Here is an 18,795-nt window from a genome sequence, read left to right as displayed (position 1 = left end):
TTGATCCGCGTGAGTTAACATTAAGGATATGAAGAAAGCAAGAAACACCACTTGACAGGGGAACCCCTTTTCTAGATAATGCCTCCAGTTCAGAAAATTTTCAGAAAAAAACTCATCAGAAACAACAAGGATTTCCTCATTAGCCAAAAGCCTTTTAAAAAATGAATCGTCCCAGAAGAAATCGACCGCGTGAGGCCTTTCGGCCTGACCATAGTTTGGACCCCCCTGCCAATGGAGCCCCTATGCCTGCTTTAGACCCACAAGATACCATCTCCCCTGAAGATATTCAGGGGCAGGTCATGTATTTGAGCGACCTGAAGAAGAAAAAAATCAGTGAGCTGGTCGAGATGGCCCATAGCTTCAATATTGAAGGGGCGGCGGGGATGCGTCGACAGGAGTTGATATTTGCCCTCCTCAATGCCCAGGCAAATCAGAATGGAATGATCTTCGGTGATGGGATTCTGGAGATACTTCCCGATGGTTTTGGTTTCCTGCGGGCCTCTGATTATAATTACTTGCCGGGACCGGATGATATTTATGTCTCTCCCTCGCAAATCCGAAAATTCGCCTTGAGGACCGGTGATACGGTGACCGGCCAAATTCGGCCGCCGAAGGATTCGGAACGTTATTTTGCCTTGATCAAGGTTCAATCGGTTAATTTTGAATCGCCCGAGGTGGCTCGAGAAAAAATCCTTTTTGATAATCTGACTCCCCTCTACCCGAATCAGAGACTCCATCTTGAATATGCCCCGAAGAATTATACGACACGCGTGATTGATTTGCTGAGTCCGATAGGGAAGGGTCAGAGGGCCTTAATTGTTGCGGCGCCGCGTACCGGCAAGACGATGATGATGCAGAATATCGCCAATGCGATCACGGCAAATCATCCCGATGTGGTCTTGATTGTCCTTTTGATCGATGAGCGGCCGGAAGAGGTGACCGACATGCAGCGATCGGTCAAAGGGGATGTTGTCTCTTCGACATTTGATGAGCCGGCTGCCCGGCACGTTCAGGTGGCGGAGATGGTTATTGAGAAGGCGAAGCGTCTTGTCGAACACAAAAAAGATGTCGTGATTTTACTCGATTCGATCACTCGGCTTGCGCGTGCCTACAACACCGTCGTTCCGCCTTCCGGAAAGATTCTTTCGGGAGGTGTTGATTCCAATGCCCTCCACAAACCGAAGCGCTTCTTTGGGGCGGCCCGGAATATTGAAGAGGGGGGTAGCCTCACGATTATTGCGACCGCCTTGATTGATACGGGAAGCCGGATGGATGAGGTTATTTTTGAGGAGTTTAAGGGGACCGGCAATGCCGAGATTCATCTCGAGCGGAAGCTCATGGAAAAGAGGATTTTCCCCTGCATGGATGTGAACCGATCCGGAACTCGTAAAGAAGAGCTTCTTTTAGAACCTGATGTCTTGAACCGTGTCTGGATCCTCCGAAAGGTTCTGGCCCCCCTCAATGTCATCGATGCAATGGAATTCCTGACCGACAAGATGCAAAACACAAAGACGAATAAGGACTTTCTTGATTCGATGAGTGGTTAAGGGAACACTGCCACGGCATTTGGAATAGCGGTCGTTCCGATCAATTCCAGCGAAAGATCTTTCAATCGAACAGAAATTTGCGAAGAACCTCCTCCGTCGAGATTCATCGCAAAGGGGGCGTATCTCTGGATCAGCTCGGCCCACTTCTTCATCTCGATCGGTTCATCGGCGATCGCGATCAGAATTTTGCCCTCTTTCGTCACGCCGATCGCAGACCTTCGGTGAGGTTCTTCCTCTGGTTTAAATGAAGGGATTCGACCATCAATCACAAGTCTTGGACCGACCTGAATCGCTATCTCCACTTTTTCCGGGTTCCAATCACGACGATGAATCACGGAGGGGGTTTTATCCCGGATCTGGAAGATTCCCCATTCGGAATTCCGCAGCGGATTAAGTATTTTCCCCTTTTTGACCAGGAGACCGAGAGAACGGAAGTTTTCATCGAAGAAACCTCCATTAACGACCAGAAGGGCACCACTTTTTTCTCGATAAGTTTTGGCCGCTAATGTGGGTGTGTTATTGTCACGAGCGACCAAGAGATCGAAGCGATATTCCCGAGGATCAATTTGGAAAAGATGGATCCGAGATCCTTCTTGCTGATAATCCCATCCTTTTTGGAGTGGTTTCCAAGCAAGCGTTTCAAGAGGCAAGCAAAGAGAAAAAAATAGAAGGATGAAGAAAAATGTTTTATTCACGGGATGCTGTTGTGATTTCGACCATCGCCCCATTCTTCAACTCTTCAATATTGGAGATCGCGATCAAGTCTCCTTCGGAGAGCCCCCGCGTTAGGGTGACCTCGTTGTTTTGTCCCTCTTCAATCTTCACAGCCGCTTTCTTGACCCGCTCTCCAATGACCTTGTAGACGTAGGTCGATCGTTCGGTCCGAATCAAGGCCTTTTCCGGGATAGTCATAATCGTCTTTTTCAGCGAGGTACGATGAACCACCTCACCACCCATCCCTGACTTTAAAAGGATGTTTTCGTTTGGAATCGAAAGCTTGATCTGAACGCGCCCTTCTGTCGAGGCCTCCGCACCGACGACAAGGACCTCACCCGATAGCTCCCGATTTTCAAGCTCAGGGATCCGGATGGTGACGAGGTTCCCTTTTTCAAAGGCCCCGACCACTTCCAGCGGGACAGAGAAGGTAAACCAGATCGGGCTGATTCGAATCACCTCAAGGAGCTTTTCTGCTTTCTCCACAGGTGTCCCGACCGTGACACTCCGTTTTGTCACGATTCCCGAGATAGGGCTGGTAACCTGAATATTCTGGAGTTGTTTCTCGAACAGCTCGACTTCGTTCTTGGCACGGTTCAGCTGGGCCTCGAAATGGGCAATCTTTTCCTCGAGCCCCTCCGATTCGGCCTCAGTCAATGACAGCGCCTCCAAAAGCCTCTGGCGGTTTCTTTCCTTGTAACGCGCGTCTTCAAGCCCTGCTTCCGCCTCGTCAATCTGGGATCTGGCAAGATCGAGTTTGAGCTTTAGTTCTTCGTCGTCAAAACGGATCAGAGGATCACCTTCGGCAACAGTTTGTCCTATTTCCACAAAGATCTGTGCGACCTTTCCTCCTCCTTCTGGAGCGGCAAGTTCGAATCGATCGGGGGCCTCTGCTTGTCCCTTTTCCTGGACGGTGAGCGGGATCTCTTTTTTTGTAATCATCAGTGTTTCAATCGGGATAATTTTTTTTCTGGTTTTTTTCTCCAGGAAGGAGCTGGAGTCTTCAGATTGGCAGGAGATGATAAAAATGAGACTTGTTAGAAGAGAAAAAAGTAAACGCATGGGGGAATTATAGGAGAGGGTTTTGAAAAAGCAAGTCTTGCAAACCGCCTTCTCATTTTATAACTCTGAATAAATGTCTGTTACTATGGAAAAGATCGTCTCCCTCTGCAAACGACGAGGGTTTGTCTTTCCCGGTTCCGAGATTTATGGGGGGCTCTCGAACTCCTGGGATTACGGTCCGCTTGGTTCTCAGCTCAAACGGAACATTGAGCAGGCCTGGTGGCGACGATTTGTCGCCTCCCGGTCCGATATCGTCGGTATCGACCCGGCGATCTTCATGAATCCAAAGGTCTGGGAGGCCTCCGGGCATGTGGCGAACTTCAATGACGCCCAGGTTGATTGCAAGCAATGCAAGCATCGCTGGCGGGCCGATCATCTGATTCAGGAAAAAGATTCCGCAGCAAAGGTAGAAGGAAAATCTCTGAAAGAGCTTGATGAGATGCTTGTAAGCAGCAAGGTCGCCTGTCCGCACTGTGGGACACGCAACTTTACTCCGTCTCGTGTCTTTAATCTTCTTTTCAAGACCTTTCTTGGGGTTCTGGAGGGGGAACAATCGGTCGTTTATCTTCGTGGCGAGATGGCGCAGGGGATGTTTGTGAATTTCAAGAGTGTCGTTGAGTCGAGTCGGATGCGGCTTCCATTCGGGATTGCCGCCTCGGGACGTGTCTTTCGGAACGAGATCACCCCCGGAAATTTCACCTTCCGCACGTTGGAGTTTGATCTGCAGGAGTTTGAGTACTTTGTGAACCCGAAGGAATGGGAGAAATGGTTTGAGTATTGGCTGGGTGAGATGTGGGAGTGGACGCGGGAGCTGGGGTTTTCCAAGGAAAAGCTTCGCGTTCGAGAACATTCAAAAGAGGAGCTTTCTCATTATTCCACCCGCACAGTTGATATCGAGTATGAGACCCCGATGGGGTGGAAGGAGCTTTTCGGACTTGCCTATCGGACCGATTATGACCTTCGGAATCACTCCGAAAAATCGGGGAAGGATCTCCGCTACATTGATCTTTTAACCAACGAGAAATTCTTTCCACATGTGATCGAGCCGACCTTCGGTCTGACGCGGACCGTCCTGATATCGCTTTTGAATGCGTATCATGAGGTGGAAGGGGGGCGGACGATGACGACAGAGAGCGTGAAGGAGATCGAGACGGTGTTAAGACTCCCGTACCACCTGGCCCCGGTTCAGGTGGCGCTGTTTCCGCTTTCTAGAAAAGAAGTACTTCAGGGCGGGGCGCATCGTATCGAGGAGGTGCTTCGCAAGAAGTGGATTGTTGAGTATGACGACACCGGTTCGATCGGAAAACGGTACCGGCGTCAGGATGAGATCGGGACTCCGTTCTGTATCACGTATGATTTTGAATCCGAGAATGACAAGAAGGTCACCGTTCGCGATCGGGACTCGATGAAGCAAGACCGGATCTCGATTGATCAAGTCGAGAGTTATCTTAGGGAAAAGTTTTAAATCTCCCCAAACACCACCATATGCCGATCCGAGATCGTGTCTTTTTTAAAGAAAGTTGCCCTCGCCAAATCGTTGCTTTTTGGTTGAATTTGAAAAGGGGGTCGACTATCTAACCGCTCAATGTCAAAACAGGTCTATTTCTTTGGCGCTGGCCATGCCGAAGGCTCTGGCAAGATGAAGGAGCTTCTGGGTGGCAAGGGGGCCGGTCTAGCGGAGATGACGAATTTGGGGATTCCTGTCCCTGCGGGATTTACGATTACCACAGAGGTTTGTGCCGAATATTACAAGCTGGGAGAGAAAATCCCCTCCAGTCTTGAGTCGGAAGCGAAGAGGGCCCTGCTGAAGGTCGAAGAGGTGATGGGGGCTCAATTTGGATCTTCGGAAAATCCGCTCCTTCTCTCGGTCCGTTCCGGTGCGCGGGTCAGTATGCCGGGGATGATGGATACGATTCTGAATTTGGGACTCAATGAGAAAACGGTTCAAGGCCTTCTCACGCGAACGAAAAACTCCCGATTTGCCTACGATAGCTTCCGGCGCTTTATCCAGATGTATTCAAATGTCGTTTTAGGATTGGAGCATGCCCAGTTTGAGGAGGTTCTTTCCAATCAAAAAAAGAAGAGAAAGGTGAAGTTAGATACCGAGCTCGATCACAAAGACCTGGAAGAGGTCGTTGGGAACTATCTCGAATTGGTCAAGAGACAATTGGGACATGAGTTTCCGTCTGATCCGTGGCTTCAATTGAGAGGGGCGATCGGTGCCGTCTTCAAGTCATGGAATAGTCGTCGAGCGATCGACTACCGTCGTATCTATGGTTATCCCGGTGATTGGGGGACGGCGGTTAATGTGCAGGCGATGGTTTTTGGAAATATGGGGGATGATTGTGCCACGGGGGTTGCCTTTACGCGCGACCCTTCGACAGGGGAAAAGAAATTTTTCGGAGAATATCTCATCAATGCCCAGGGTGAGGATGTCGTCGCCGGGATCAGAACCCCTCAACCGATTAATGAGACTTCGGAGTCATTGGAGAAGAAGATGCCGAAGGCCTATCGCGATCTGATGGAGATTCAGGAGAGGCTGGAGCATCATTTTCTAGAGATGCAGGATATCGAGTTTACGGTCCAGAAAGGGAAGGTCTGGATGCTTCAGACCCGGACGGGGAAAAGGACGGCGCAGGCAGCTGTGCGGATTGCGGTTGAGATGGTGAGAGAAGGTTTGATTGATGAGAAGAAGGCGATCTTGAAGGTTAATCCTTCTCAATTGGATCAGCTTCTCCATCCAATGATCGATCCAAAGGCGGTAAAAGAGGTGATCGCGAAGGGGCTGCCGGCCTCTCCCGGCGCCGCTGTTGGGCGCGTCGTTTTCACGGCCGATGATGCTGAGGAATGGGTCAAGAAGGGGGAAAGGGTCATTCTCGTCAGGCTCGAGACCTCCCCTGAAGATATTCATGGGATGCATGTGGCCCAGGGGATTTTGACCGAGAGAGGAGGCATGACGTCCCATGCCGCTGTTGTTGCGAGAGGGATGGGGAAATGCTGTGTTGCTGGTTGTACCGACCTTGAGATGGGGGAAAATCTTTTTCGAGCCAGTGGGAAGACAGTTCATGAAGGGGACTGGATCAGTCTTGATGGGTCCACAGGAGAGGTGATCTTGGGGAAAGTCGGTACCGTTCAACCAGTACTCTCCGGTGATTTTGCCACATTAATGAAATGGGCCGACAAGTATCGGAGGCTGAAGGTCCGTACCAATGCCGATACGCCTCATGATACGAAGGTGGCGCGTGAGTTTGGGGCTGAGGGGATCGGTCTCTGCCGGACCGAGCATATGTTTTTTGATCCGGTTCGGATCGAGGCGGTTCGCGAGATGATCCTTGCCGATAACACCGATACGCGTGAGAGGGCGTTGGCAAAACTCCTTCCGATGCAGAAGGGAGATTTTAGGGAAATCCTTCGGGAAATGGAGGGGTATCCGGTGACGATCCGACTTCTGGACCCACCGCTGCATGAGTTTCTTCCAAAGACCCATCGGGAGATTGAGGCGCTTGCCAAAGTGATGGGCCTTTCTACTTCAAAATTGAAAACCAAGGTTGAGGCCTTGGGAGAGCTGAATCCGATGCTGGGTCATCGAGGGTGCCGCTTGGGAATTACCTATCCAGAGATTTATCGCATGCAAGTCCGTGCCGCCATGGAGGCGGCGGCAGAGCTGACTCTGGAGGGGGTTAAGGTTATTCCGGAGATCATGATCCCTTTGGTCGGTCACGTGAATGAGCTGATGCGAATGCGAAAAGAGACGGAAGTGATTTGCGATCAAATTTTGAGGGAGAGGAGATGTAAACTGGAATATTTGATCGGGACGATGATCGAACTTCCTCGAGCCGCCATGACGGCAGATGAGATTGCCAAGGTCGCCGACTTCTTTTCGTTCGGGACCAATGATCTTACCCAGACCACGTTTGGAATTTCTCGCGATGACGCCGCCCATTTCTTGCCGTTTTATCTCAAAGAAGGGATTTATCCGACCGACCCCTTTGTTTCGATCGATCGTGATGGAGTGGGAGGCTTAATCCGGATTGCTGTTGAGAAGGGGCGCAAGGTTCGTCCTGATCTAAAATTGGGAATTTGCGGAGAGCATGGGGGGGATCCGTCCTCGGTCGAATTTTGTCATGAGGTGGGATTTAATTATGTCAGTTGTTCACCGTATCGAGTTCCGATTGCGCGCCTGGCGGCTGCCCACGCGGTGTTGAAACAAAGCTCATGAAAAAGTGTCGTTGGTTTTTTCTGCCACTCTTGTTGATTAGTTGCACCGGTGATCTTTTTGAGGAGCTGGGGACCAATCTCGCTGAGCCGATTTCTGTCGCTGTCGATCCTGCCAATCAGCGGGCTTACCTCGTTAATTCTAACAATGAACTGCGTTACGAAAACGGTTCTCTCTTGGTTCTTGATATTTCGAACCCTGCCGCCCCTCAGAGACTGACAGCCGTCAGTCCGAATCCAATTCCGTTGGCCAATTTTTCAGGTCAGGCCTACCTCGATCCGGCGAGGAGACTGCTTTTTTTACCCAATCGTGCCTCGGAAAATAAAACCGATCTTGCTGATCCCCTCCTTCGAATTGCCTTGGATGAAGCTGTCTCTCCATTTGGTCAGGTTGAGAGTTTTAATATTGGGGAAAATCCGTTTGGGATTGCCTGTTGTGATGCCTCAGGGCGTGGGTTTGTGACGACGAATGCAGGATCTCTGGTCGCTTTTGATTCCAATGATCCGTCCATTCAAACATCGATCTCTCTTCGAGTTGTGCTTTCTACCGCTATTTTTTCGGGGCGAGGGGCCACACGAGTCGCTGTGACCTCTGATCAGATTTTCGTTTCAGATCTGGCGGGGATCGTTTATGTGGTCAACGCCTCTGATCTTTCGATTGATTATGTCCTGACTCAAGTAGGTGTTCCACGAGGTTTATTGGCAGAGGCCGCTGATCCAGATGGAGATGGCCCGCGGGGGAGGAGCCTTTATATCATTGATAGTTCCTCCGCTTTACCCCTCCTGCGTGTGATACCACTTTCTTCTATCCCTGTTTTGGATTCTTCGGAGGCAATGAAAGAGATGACGATTAGCTCCATAGAAGCGGCGACGATCTCCTTGGGAACCAATCCGCAGGAGATTGTCTTTCTGATCGATAAGGCGTTTGTGACAAATCGGGGAGACGATACCATTTCTGTCATCAGTCTGGCTAATACCTCAGTCGAAACAAAGATAGAGGTAGGAGATGAGCCGTTCGGACTCTCCGCCTTTACCGCCTTGAATGGAACAAGTTATCTCTATGTGACCAACATAGCTGCCAACACGATGTCAGTGATTGATCTGAGTTCGAATAGTGTCGTTGCCACTTTTACGAATTGACCATTTAAAAATCAGCTTGATTTTTTTTACTAAATTTCATATATATTTTTATATGGAAAATGTTGTCACCAGCCTTTCCCTGCCGCGGGAGATGGAGGAGAAGCTGAGGGAGTTTGCCAGGTTACGGGGGCAAACCAAGAGCCGACTCATTCAGGAAGCTTTGAGGGACTACCTGCAAAGAAAAGAGATTGAGCCGATTGAGCAGAAGATGCAGGCGAAGGCCCGTGCGATGGGAATTGAATCCGATGATGATGTTGTCGCCCTGATCCACAAGGTGCGCCATCAGACCCGCAAGTGAAAGTTGTCTTTGATACCAACGTCTATATCTCCGGGCACCTTTTTAAGGGAGGGATTCCCTCTCGATTGGTGGACCTCGCCCGGGATAAAAAGTTTGACCTGTTTTATTCTCCCGAGATCCTGGAAGAGCTCCGTCGTGTCCTTGAAACGAAATTTGATCTGACACTCCATGAAAGGGAGGCGATCTTGCGTTGGGTTGATGGCACAGGGGCTCTTGTTTATCCAAAAAAAGGGTTGTCGCTCGTGAAGGGGTGTCAGGAGGACAACAGGATTTTGGAGTGCGCCCTTTCCTGCCAGGCGGATTTTCTGGTTACAGGAGACAAGGCCCATCTTCTCCCTTTGAAGCATCCCTTTGGATTTCGAATTATTTCCCCTGCTGAATTCTACCAAGGCCTCAATTCATTACTGAGTCAACGATCCAAAAAATGATCAGAGCGAAATTACTTACCTATCGTCATGACCATATGTTTCATCTTTACAGGGATCATAGGCCATGCTAAATTTATAACTAACTGAAAACGCTTGGGGTTTTTCACTTAAGGAAAAATGCAGATCAAAAGATTAGAACTGCTGGGCTTCAAGTCCTTTGTCGATCCTACCGTTGTCGAATTTGACCGTCCTTTGGTCGGGGTTGTTGGTCCCAATGGGTGTGGAAAATCGAACATTGTCGATGCGATTCGCTGGGTCATGGGGGAGATGAGTGCGAAGAGCCTGCGTGGTCGTGCGATGGAGGATGTCATCTTCAACGGTTCTGAGTCACGCCCACCGGTTGGGATGGCAGAGGTGACGCTGACCTTTTCCACCGAAGATGGGCTTGTCCCTCCCCAGTATGCCGGATTTACAGAAATTTCGATTACACGCCGGCTCTTTCGTGATGGAGAGAGCGAATATCTGATCAACAAGGTCCCTGCGAGACTTCGTGACATCGTCGATCTCTTTCTCGGGACTGGTGTGGGACATCGCGCCTATTCGGTGATCGAACAAGGGAAGATCGATTTTGCGATCAACGCAAAACCGGAGGACCGTCGTTATCTGATTGAAGAGGTTGCAGGCATTTCCAAGTTCAAGGCGAGGAAAGAGGCGGCGCTTCGGAAGATGGAAGGGACAGAACAGAACCTTCTGAGGCTGAAAGATATCTTGGTCGAGGTGACCCGTCAGATCAACTCCCTGGACCGTCAGGTGAAGAAGGCTGAAAAATATCGGCAGTTAAAAGAAGAACACAAGCAACTAGACCTTAAACTTTCTGCCGCTCTTCATCGGGAGTCTTCAAAAGAAGTGGCCGAACTGGGTACCCTTCTGGAGGAATGGACTCAGAAGGAGAGCGAGGCTCAGGGGAATTTGCAAACGATCGAAATGGGGAGGGAGAAGGAGCGCCTCAGTCAGATTGAAAAAGAGAGGGAGTTGTCTGAGTTACAGGAGCGGACATTTGAGGCCTCTAGCCGATACAAACTTCTTCAGACACAGCAGGATTTTCACGAGAGGGAGAGGAAGCGTCTCGAAGAGGAGAAAAAAGAGAGTCTTGAAAATTTGAAGGTGGGGGAAAATCTGCAGGGCAAGGTCGAAGAAATTCAGAATCAGCTTTCTTCCTTGCGAAGCCTGTCGACAAATTTGAAAGAGGAGCTTGAGAGGGTCAAGACGGAGATCGTTTCCAAAAAAGAAAAAAAGGAAAATCTTGATAAAGAACTTTTGGTTCGACGCGAGGAGCTGAGTCTCAAGCGATCGCACTTGATGTCTCTCATCGATCTTGAAAGAAATTTTGAGGGGTATCAGGAGGGGGTTAGGACGATTCTCAAGGCCAAGAAACAGGGGGAGATGCAGGGGCAGGGAGTTTTGGGTGTTGTTGCGGATGTTGTGGAGTCCCCTCCTGAATATGAGCTCGCTGTCAGTGCGGCATTGGGAGAAAAACTTCAGTATGTCATTGTGAAAAGCCATGATGAGGGGGTGGAGGCGGTTTCTTATCTGAAGACACAGGCCTCCGGTCGGAGCTCGTTTATTACCCTCGACATTCGGGAGTCAGAGCCAAAGCCGTTTCCTTACAAAGATGAAGGGGTTATTGGTCCGCTTCTTGATCTGGTTCGGCTTCGTTCCGATTACTCGAAGATCGGGACTTATCTCCTGGGGGATGTGATTCTTGTGAAAAGTCTGGAAAAGGCCCTTTCACTCTGGAGATCCAATGGTCATCACAAGACCCTCGTGACTCCCGAAGGAGAGGTTGTCGATCCGTATGGGATTGTCAGTGGTGGTTCGGCTGGATTGCCCGGGAAGCTTCTGTTGGAAAAGAAAAGGGAGATCAAGGAGCTGAAGGGAAGGGTCGCCGTTCTCGAGGAAGAGATCAGTTTGATCGAGGATAGTGCAAGTCAATACGAAGGATCGCTTTCCGAGCTCGGGCTTTTGATGGAGGATTTAAAAAAACGGGAATTTCAGGAAGATTTGGAAAAAATTTCTTTAGAGAAGGAATGCGATGGTTTGAAGAAAGAACTCGATCGCTTGCAGCGTGAACAGGAGAAGATTCGTCTTATTGAAGAAAAAATGACCGCCTTGTCTTCCGAAAAGGAAGCGGCTGTTTTGGAGATGTCAGCTCTCCAAAAGATGCTCGAAGAGCTTGCCTTGAAGAACGAGAAGGCGAAAGGTGATTATGAAGCGATCTCACTGGAGTTGGGGAAGAAAGAGACCGCTCTTCGGGATTTAAGGAAGTCGTATGATCTTGCCAGAAGTCATACGGGGGATTTGAGGGTGACTCTCTCGCGTCAGGAGTCTGATCTGCGGCACCTGGAGAGTCAGATTTTTGAGAGGTACGGACTTGCCTTAAGAGAGGTGGCTAGCGAATTTCAAGAAGGCGAGAATTTTGATCGTGTCTTGGAAGAACAACGTTTGGAGGAGCTCAAGCAGAGATTGGATAAGATAGGGGACGTGAATCTGGGGGCTATCCCAGAATACGAGGAGCTCAAAGGCAGGGAAGAATTCCTGAAAAAGCAGATTCAGGACCTGGAAGAGGCAATTGGTGGGCTCAAGAAGGCTATCACGAAGATTAATGAAACAACACGACGTCGGTTTGAGGAGACTTTTGATCTTGTGAACGAGAAATTCCAGGTCCTTTTCCCACGCCTTTTCCATGGCGGTCGTGCCGAGCTTCGATTGACCGACGGCAATGAGGGAGTTCAACGTGGAGTTGAACTTCTTGTGCAACCCCCTGGGAAAAAACTTTCTCATATCGGGCTGCTCTCAGGAGGAGAAAAGGCCCTTTCTGCGATCGCCTTTATCTTTTCCCTCTTTTTGATCAAGCCGTCTCCCTTTTGTATTCTGGATGAAGTCGACGCTCCTCTGGATGATCTGAATGTCAGTCGTTTTCATATCCTTTTGTCGGAAATGCTCCCGCGATCTCAATTTATTTTGATTACTCATAATCGAAGAACAATGGAGCAATGTCATCTCCTCTATGGGGTAACCATGGAAGAGGCTGGGATTTCTAAAATTGTTTCGGTGAAGCTTGCGGAAAATTTACCACTCGCCTCATAAATTTTAATGGAAGCCTTTTCAGGGCTCGCTTTTCTAGGGGCCATTGCTATTTTCATCTACGGTATCCGCCAATCACGGGCTGGATTGCAGCTTTTGGCTGGCAATCAATTGCGCTCGATTATTTCCTCGCTGACGGAAAATCGTTTTTCTTCGCTGCTCACCGGTATTGTCGTGACTTTCATTCTCCAAAGCTCTGCAGCGACAACCGTCATGCTGGTGGGACTTTCAGCGAATGCGACTATTTCATTGATCCAGGCGATGGGGGTTATCTTGGGGGCTGACATCGGTTCGACTTTTGTTGTGGTTCTCCTTTCCTTGCGAGGCGTTGCTGATTACGCCTTGATCCTTTTGATTCTTGGAGTGTTAATCGATCTCTTTTCCAAAAGTAAAAAGACAAGATATATCAGCATGCTTTTTGTCGGCTTTGGGCTTGTTTTCTTCGGAATGCAATTAATGATCCGGACAACCTCTCCCTTGCGGGAGAGTCATCTTCTTCAAGAGATTTTCTCTCTCTTGACCTTGAGGCCTTGGTATACCTTTATTGGGGCGGTTCTCTTTACCGCCTTTGCCCAGAATGCGGCGACGACTCTCGGGTTATCGATCGCGATGGCATTTTCAGGTCTCATAGACCTTTCGCAGGCGATTCCGATTGTTCTGGGGGCAAATGTTGGGACTTGCATGCCCTCTCTGCTTGCCTCCGTTGGATCGACACGCCCCGCCAAACAGGTCGCCCTATCGCATCTTGTTTTCAAGACGACGGGAGCGATGATCTGTATGGTTTTCGTGACCCATCTGCACTCTTTCTTTGCAAAAGGGAGTTTCTGGCTTCATGGGGTCAATACCAATATCGCGATTCAGATTGCGCTTGCCCACCTCCTTTTTAATTTAATTCTCTCTTTGAGCTTTCTTCCTTTCATCAAACAGGGGGCTTGGGTGGTTCGAAAGCTGATTCCCGAACCTCTTGTTCCCCAGGACGAGATTTTTCGGCCAAAATATCTTGAGCTTCGAGCTCTCGAGACACCAGTCCTCGCATTTGCGAATGTTAAAAGGGAGATCCTTCGGATGGCGGAGATCGCTTGCGAGATGTATCAAAATGTCCTCAAGGTTTTCGAGACGGATGATCTCGACTTGATAAAATATATCGAAGATCAGGATGACAAGGTAGATCTTCTCGATCGTGAGATCAAACTTTTCCTGGCCAAGATCTCTCAGGAAAGCCTGACTCCAGAACAGGCGAATATGCAACTCAGTCTTCTTGCGATTGTGAGTGATCTTGAAGAGATCGGAGATATTATTAACAAGAATATTTTGGAGCTTGCCCAGAAAAAAATTATCAAGAATCGGCATTTTTCAAAGGAAGGATGGCAGGAGATCTGTGATTTTCATTCGAAGGTTTCTGAAAATTTTCAGATCGCTATTTCCACAATCACAACAGAGGATGAAACTCTCGCGCGAAAAGTTGCCCGACATGAGAAGCGACTTGTCGAGATTGAGGCCAAGTACCGAGAGGCCCATCTCCAGAGGCTCCATCGTGGTTTGAAAGAAACGATCGAGACGAGCTCCATTCACCTCGATCTTCTCTCCAATTTCAGACGCGTTAACACAAAGCTATACGCTATTGTGCGTGCCGCGCTCCCGGATCGAGAGAGTACGCTTTAGGCTGCTTTTTTGTTGGCCTCTTGCCGTTTGGCAACAAGCTTCTTGATATGATCCTGGCAGGCTTTTTCAAAACAAGCATTCGCTTCTCTTGAGGTTCTCTTCGGTCGCTTCCCTTTTTTTGGGCTGCATTTACCGCATTCAGAGAGGTGGTCTTTCCAGGTATATTTTTGGGTGAGGGACATAGTTATTGCTCCGCTTTGAAGGTTCCTGAAATTTTATCAGAATCGACATCATGTTCTTTGATCTTCGCAATGGTGTCGTTTGCATTTGTCGAATCGGCGTTTGTTTCGGAAACCAAGGTGGTAACATCCAGCGCATAGAGGGTGAATTCGTAGGTATGGGCGGCATCAGCTGTCGGAGGACAAGGGCCTGCATAGCTGCGGGTTCCGCTATAATTGACCGCAGAATTCGTGTCATTGAAATCATCCTCGTCGGTTACCGAGGTAGCTGATTTGGAGATGTCAAAGAGAACCATATGAATGGTGTCCGGTTCTGTCGTGATGTCGATCATCGTGAGGGCAAAACTCTTGGTCGTGCTCGGGGCGTTTGACCAAGAGAGCGTTGGTAGTTCGTCAGTCCCTCCTGTATCCGGGCAGGCAAACTTTTTTGGGATGCTGCCATTAGGGTTAAATCCATCCCCCGCTTCAGAACTGGTGAGGGTAAGATCCGATGTGCTATTATCCCCGTCATCCGTCGTCGTATTGGTCCCGCAGCCGCTGCTACTCGCCCCGAAAGAACCACCGATCGAGAGAAGGATCAACAGGGCTAAAAAAACAACTTTATGGTTGTAGATCGCTAACATATGGGTTTTTATCTAACCGAAGTCTATGGAGAAGACAAGGGCGTTTAAGATCTACCGTTTTCGCGAAATTGATTCGACAAACGCGGAGGCGATCCGGCGTGCCCGTGATGGAGAACCGGCCGGCTCTGTTTTTGTTGCCGACTCGCAAAATGAGGGACGTGGCCGAGAGGGGAGGCGGTGGGAGTCCCCTGCAGGGAAAAATCTTTATGTCTCGTTTCTTTTGCGGCCGGAGGTAAGGCCGGTGGAGGCGGTGGAGATTACGCAAATGGTGGCGGCAGTGGTGAGGGAGACGCTGGGGAGAGAGGTGGTTATCAAACGCCCCAACGACATTTTGATCGATGGTAAGAAGGTAGCGGGAATTCTTTGTGAGATGAGCTCTGAAGGTGACAAGACGTCATGGGTGGTGGTCGGCATCGGGATTAACGTCAACACGGACCCCGAGGATTTTTCACCCGAGGTTCGGGAGACGGCGACTTCTCTGAAGATCGCTTTTGGGAGGGAGTTCGATCGCGAGGGGGTTTTAAAAAAGTTGATCGGAGTTTTTGGGGAGCATTATGAAGAGTTTGCTGGTCATTGACGTTGGAAATAGTTCCACCAAGTTTGGATTCTTTCAGGGAGAAAAGTTAAAGAAAGTATGGCGTAGTGCTACGCCCCTACTCAAGAAAATATCTCACCGAAAATTAGATGCGGTTATCATCTCATCGGTCGTCCCACGTTTCAACAAACCCCTCCGATCTTTTTTAAGGAAAAGATTCAAGATTGAACCGCTCTTTGTGACAACGAAGACAATGGGGCCCATAAAAATTCGAAAACGAAGACCCCAGTCGGGTGCCGATCGGATAGCGAATGCCGTGGCGGCATATCCGATACGTCCTGTCATTGTTATTGATATAGGCACCATCACGACTTTCGACGTGATTAACAGAGAGGGAGAGATCGTCGGGGCGTCATTCTTTCCTGGGCCAGGGATTTGCAATAATTTCTTTCATGAAAAGACCGCAAAACTTCCAAAGGTTCCCTTGGCGGTTAAAAAGAAGGTTCTTGGCCATAATACCATTGAGGTCATGCAGGTGGGTCTCTTTCACGGTTATGGAGCGCTTGTGGATGGGATGATCGGACGGATTCGTAAGGAGCAAGGGAAGAATCTGAAAGTGATCGCGACCGGTGGACTTGCCCCATGGGTCGCAAAATCGTCCAAGAAAATTCAAAAAGTTGATCCGTTCTTGACCCTGCGTGGTTTGCAGCTTATCTACCAATACCATGCCTCGTGAACTCCCAAAGGCCTACGAGCCACATGAAGTTGAGAAGAAGTGGTCTGAATTCTGGATTCAAAAGGGGTATTTTCATGCCGAGGCGACCTCTTCGAGGCCTCCGTTTTGCATTGTCATTCCTCCGCCGAACGTGACCGGCTCGCTCCATATGGGGCATGCCCTCAATAATACACTTCAGGACATTCTCTGCCGCTATAAAAGGATGAAGGGGTTTAACGTCCTCTGGATGCCGGGGACCGACCATGCCGGAATTGCGACGCAGAATGTTGTCGAACGGGAGTTGAAGAAGGAGGGGAAGTCGCGCCATGACCTGGGGCGGGAGAAGTTTATTGAACGGGTTTGGGAATGGAAAGAGAGGCATGGGAATCAGATCATCCATCAGCTGAAGAGGCTCGGCGCCTCCTGTGATTGGTCTCGTGAGAGATTTACGATGGATGATGGTCTCTCGCGTGCGGTCCGTGAGGAGTTTGTTCGGTTGTACGAAGAGGGATTGATCGAGCGGGATGACTATATCGTGAACTGGTGTCCCCGTTGCCAAACGGTTTTATCGGATATCGAAGTGACACGCGAGGAGAGAGCGGCCGAGTTTGTCTATATTAAATACGGTCCCCTGACGTTGGGGACTGTCCGGCCGGAAACAAAGCTTGGTGATACGGGCATTGCCGTTCACCCCGATGACGAACGTTATAAAAAATATGTCGGGAAGACACTCGAGATCGATTCGATCGGTGGGAAGATCCAGATCCAGGTGGTGGCTGATGAGGCGGTCGATCCTGAGTTCGGAACGGGCGTCGTCAAGGTAACCCCCGCACACGACCCGGTCGATTTTGAAATCGGCAAGAGACACAACCTTCCCGTTCGTACCGTTATTGGTTTTGACGCCAAGATGACGTCGCTCGCCGGAAAATATGCCGGCATGGACCGGTTTGAATGCCGGAAGAAGATCGTTGAGGAGTTGCAAGAGCTTGGTTTGATCGAAAAGATCGAGCCGTATAAACATGCGGTTGGACTTTGTTATCGTTGCCACACTGTTGTGGAGCCGCTCGTTTCGAAGCAATGGTTTGTCAGGACAAAATCACTGGCGAAAAATGCATTAGAGGCGGTTCAAGATGGGAAGACAAAATTTTTCCCGGATCAATGGACCAAGACGTATCAGAATTGGATGAATGAGATCAGGGATTGGTGTATATCGCGCCAGCTCTGGTGGGGGCACAGGATACCGGCTTGGTACTGCGATAAAAAATGTCCACCGATCGTCTCTCGAACAACTCCAACTTCGTGTCCTGCCTGCCGCTCCACGAATCTCCAACAAGACCCCGACGTCCTCGACACCTGGTTCTCCTCGGCTCTCTGGCCCTTTTCGACATTAGGTTGGCCGGACCAGACGCCGGAGTTAAAAACCTTTTATCCAACTTCTGTCTTGATCACCGGCTTCGATATTATTTTTTTCTGGATCGCCCGGATGATGATGATGGGGATGAAATTTATGGGAGAGGTCCCTTTTCGGGATGTCTATATCCATGCGCTGGTCCGTGATGCCGAAGGACAGAAGATGAGCAAGTCGAAAGGGAATGTGATCGATCCTCTTTCGATCATGGATCAATATGGAACCGATGCCTTCCGTTTTACCCTTGCTGTGCTTGCTGTACCCGGGCGTGATGTGAAACTCTCGCCTCAGGTGATCGAGGGGTACCGGAATTTTTGCAACAAGATCTGGAACGCTACCCGATATTTTTTGAGTCAGGAGCAGGAGAGTTCTCGCGAGGTCTTGAGTCTCTACGACAAGTGGATCCTGCAGCAGTGGAATTATACGCTGCAACAGGTTGTCTCCTCCCTTGAGACCTATCGGTTTGACGAGGCGGCGAAGGCGATCTACCGATTTTTTTGGCATACCTTCTGTGATTGGTATGTTGAATTTTCAAAGGTGAGGTCGAATCAATCTGTCTTCGGGGAGATCCTTGCCGAGTCTCTGAAGGTCCTGCATCCCTTTATGCCGTTTATCACCGAAGAGATTTGGCAGTCACTTCGGGAGAAGGGGGAGTCGGAATCGATCACCGTTTCTTCGTTTCCTGAGATGAAGAAATGGAACTATCAGGATGAGATCCGACCGGTCGAGAGGATGATTCAGGTGATTACCGCTCTCAGGACGATCCGTGGTGAGAATCAGATTCCGGTCTCTGCAGCTCTTTCCCCGACGATTTCTTTTCAAAATGAAGGGGAGCTTCGGTGGTTTCAGGGAGAGGAGGAGATGGTTCGACGGCTCACCCGATCTGATAAGGTCATTTTTTCAAACAAGAAGGTTGTTGCCAAACAGATGGCCCATATCTCATTGGGTGGGTTGGATGTTTATGTTCCTTTGAGTGGGCTTGTGGATCTGGGGGTGGAGAAGAAGAGACTCGAGAAGGAGATCAAGAAACTTAAGGAGGATGAGGAGCGACGAAACAAGAAGCTGTCCGATCTTGGCTTTCTTCAGCATGCCCAACCTGAGGTGATTTCATTGGAGAAGGAACACCTGCAGGTCATCCGAGAAAAAATCCAGAGAATGGAAGAGACGTTCCAGAATCTCTGAGAA

Annotated in this window: 15 protein-coding genes; 11 read left to right on the top strand and 4 right to left on the bottom strand. The window is 49.5% G+C overall.

Annotated elements, in window-relative coordinates; translation table 11 throughout:
- Positions 1–299 precede the first annotated feature (299 nt).
- On the top strand, positions 300–1,547 hold the full coding sequence (gene rho, locus HYT76_07770) for a transcription termination factor Rho (GenBank protein ID MBI2083455.1): 1,248 nt from the start codon (positions 300–302) through the stop codon (positions 1,545–1,547).
- On the opposite strand, the gene HYT76_07765 is transcribed toward rho, so the two are convergent.
- On the bottom strand, positions 1,544–2,242 hold the full coding sequence (locus HYT76_07765; protein ID MBI2083454.1) for a phosphodiester glycosidase family protein: 699 nt from the start codon (positions 2,240–2,242) through the stop codon (positions 1,544–1,546). The two genes, rho and HYT76_07765, sit on opposite strands and share 4 nt — an antisense overlap.
- Positions 2,235–3,323 (bottom strand): efflux RND transporter periplasmic adaptor subunit, encoded by a 1,089-nt coding sequence (locus tag HYT76_07760; GenBank protein MBI2083453.1) that lies wholly within the window; start codon positions 3,321–3,323, stop codon positions 2,235–2,237. Before HYT76_07760 ends, HYT76_07765 begins: the two co-directional genes overlap by 8 nt.
- 73 nt (positions 3,324–3,396) lie before the next feature.
- On the opposite strand from HYT76_07760, the gene HYT76_07755 reads away from it, so the two are divergent.
- From HYT76_07755 to HYT76_07725, 7 genes are all read left to right on the top strand, one after another.
- Positions 3,397–4,788 carry a glycine--tRNA ligase gene (locus tag HYT76_07755; protein MBI2083452.1) on the top strand — a complete coding sequence of 464 codons (1,392 nt, stop codon included), beginning with the start codon at positions 3,397–3,399 and terminating at the stop codon, positions 4,786–4,788.
- Positions 4,789–4,908: 120 nt separating this feature from the next.
- Complete coding sequence (locus HYT76_07750; protein ID MBI2083451.1) at positions 4,909–7,542, top strand: pyruvate, phosphate dikinase; 2,634 nt, start codon at positions 4,909–4,911, stop codon at positions 7,540–7,542.
- On the top strand, positions 7,539–8,678 hold the full coding sequence (locus HYT76_07745) for a hypothetical protein (GenBank protein ID MBI2083450.1): 1,140 nt from the start codon (positions 7,539–7,541) through the stop codon (positions 8,676–8,678). The genes HYT76_07750 and HYT76_07745 overlap by 4 nt, the downstream gene beginning before the upstream one ends.
- 52 nt (positions 8,679–8,730) lie before the next feature.
- On the top strand, positions 8,731–8,976 hold the full coding sequence (locus HYT76_07740; GenBank protein MBI2083449.1) for a ribbon-helix-helix protein, CopG family: 246 nt from the start codon (positions 8,731–8,733) through the stop codon (positions 8,974–8,976).
- A complete protein-coding gene (locus HYT76_07735) occupies positions 8,973–9,404 on the top strand; it encodes a putative toxin-antitoxin system toxin component, PIN family (protein ID MBI2083448.1) in 432 nt (143 codons plus the stop codon). The genes HYT76_07740 and HYT76_07735 overlap by 4 nt, the downstream gene beginning before the upstream one ends.
- A 117-nt stretch (positions 9,405–9,521) precedes the next feature.
- Positions 9,522–12,491 carry an AAA family ATPase gene (locus HYT76_07730; GenBank protein MBI2083447.1) on the top strand — a complete coding sequence of 990 codons (2,970 nt, stop codon included), beginning with the start codon at positions 9,522–9,524 and terminating at the stop codon, positions 12,489–12,491.
- Positions 12,492–12,497: 6 nt separating this feature from the next.
- Positions 12,498–14,150: a Na/Pi cotransporter family protein gene (locus HYT76_07725; GenBank protein MBI2083446.1), complete on the top strand. Its 1,653-nt coding sequence runs from the start codon at positions 12,498–12,500 to the stop codon at positions 14,148–14,150.
- Here the strand turns inward: HYT76_07725 and HYT76_07720 are convergent.
- Both HYT76_07720 and HYT76_07715 read right to left on the bottom strand, forming a co-directional pair.
- A complete protein-coding gene (locus HYT76_07720; protein MBI2083445.1) occupies positions 14,147–14,332 on the bottom strand; it encodes a hypothetical protein in 186 nt (61 codons plus the stop codon). The two genes, HYT76_07725 and HYT76_07720, sit on opposite strands and share 4 nt — an antisense overlap.
- Positions 14,333–14,334: 2 nt before the next feature.
- Positions 14,335–14,952, bottom strand: coding sequence for a YbhB/YbcL family Raf kinase inhibitor-like protein (locus HYT76_07715; GenBank protein MBI2083444.1), 618 nt, complete (start codon positions 14,950–14,952; stop codon positions 14,335–14,337).
- Between the two features lie 25 nt (positions 14,953–14,977).
- On the opposite strand from HYT76_07715, the gene HYT76_07710 reads away from it, so the two are divergent.
- Genes HYT76_07710 through HYT76_07700 form a run of 3 tightly spaced genes read left to right on the top strand, consistent with a single transcriptional unit; the run spans position 14,978 to position 18,792 of the window.
- A complete protein-coding gene (locus HYT76_07710) occupies positions 14,978–15,529 on the top strand; it encodes a biotin--[acetyl-CoA-carboxylase] ligase (protein ID MBI2083443.1) in 552 nt (183 codons plus the stop codon).
- Positions 15,507–16,223: a type III pantothenate kinase gene (locus tag HYT76_07705; protein MBI2083442.1), complete on the top strand. Its 717-nt coding sequence runs from the start codon at positions 15,507–15,509 to the stop codon at positions 16,221–16,223. Before HYT76_07710 ends, HYT76_07705 begins: the two co-directional genes overlap by 23 nt.
- Entirely contained in the window at positions 16,213–18,792 is a 2,580-nt protein-coding gene (locus HYT76_07700) for a valine--tRNA ligase (GenBank protein ID MBI2083441.1), read from the top strand. The genes HYT76_07705 and HYT76_07700 overlap by 11 nt, the downstream gene beginning before the upstream one ends.
- Positions 18,793–18,795: the final 3 nt, after the last annotated feature.

The organism is Deltaproteobacteria bacterium (assembly GCA_016180845.1).
In the GTDB taxonomy this organism is placed as follows: domain Bacteria; phylum UBA10199; class UBA10199; order JACPAL01; family JACPAL01; genus JACPAK01.
Note: the sequence above shows the minus strand (reverse complement) of the source record. Positions and strands in the feature narration are given on the sequence as shown.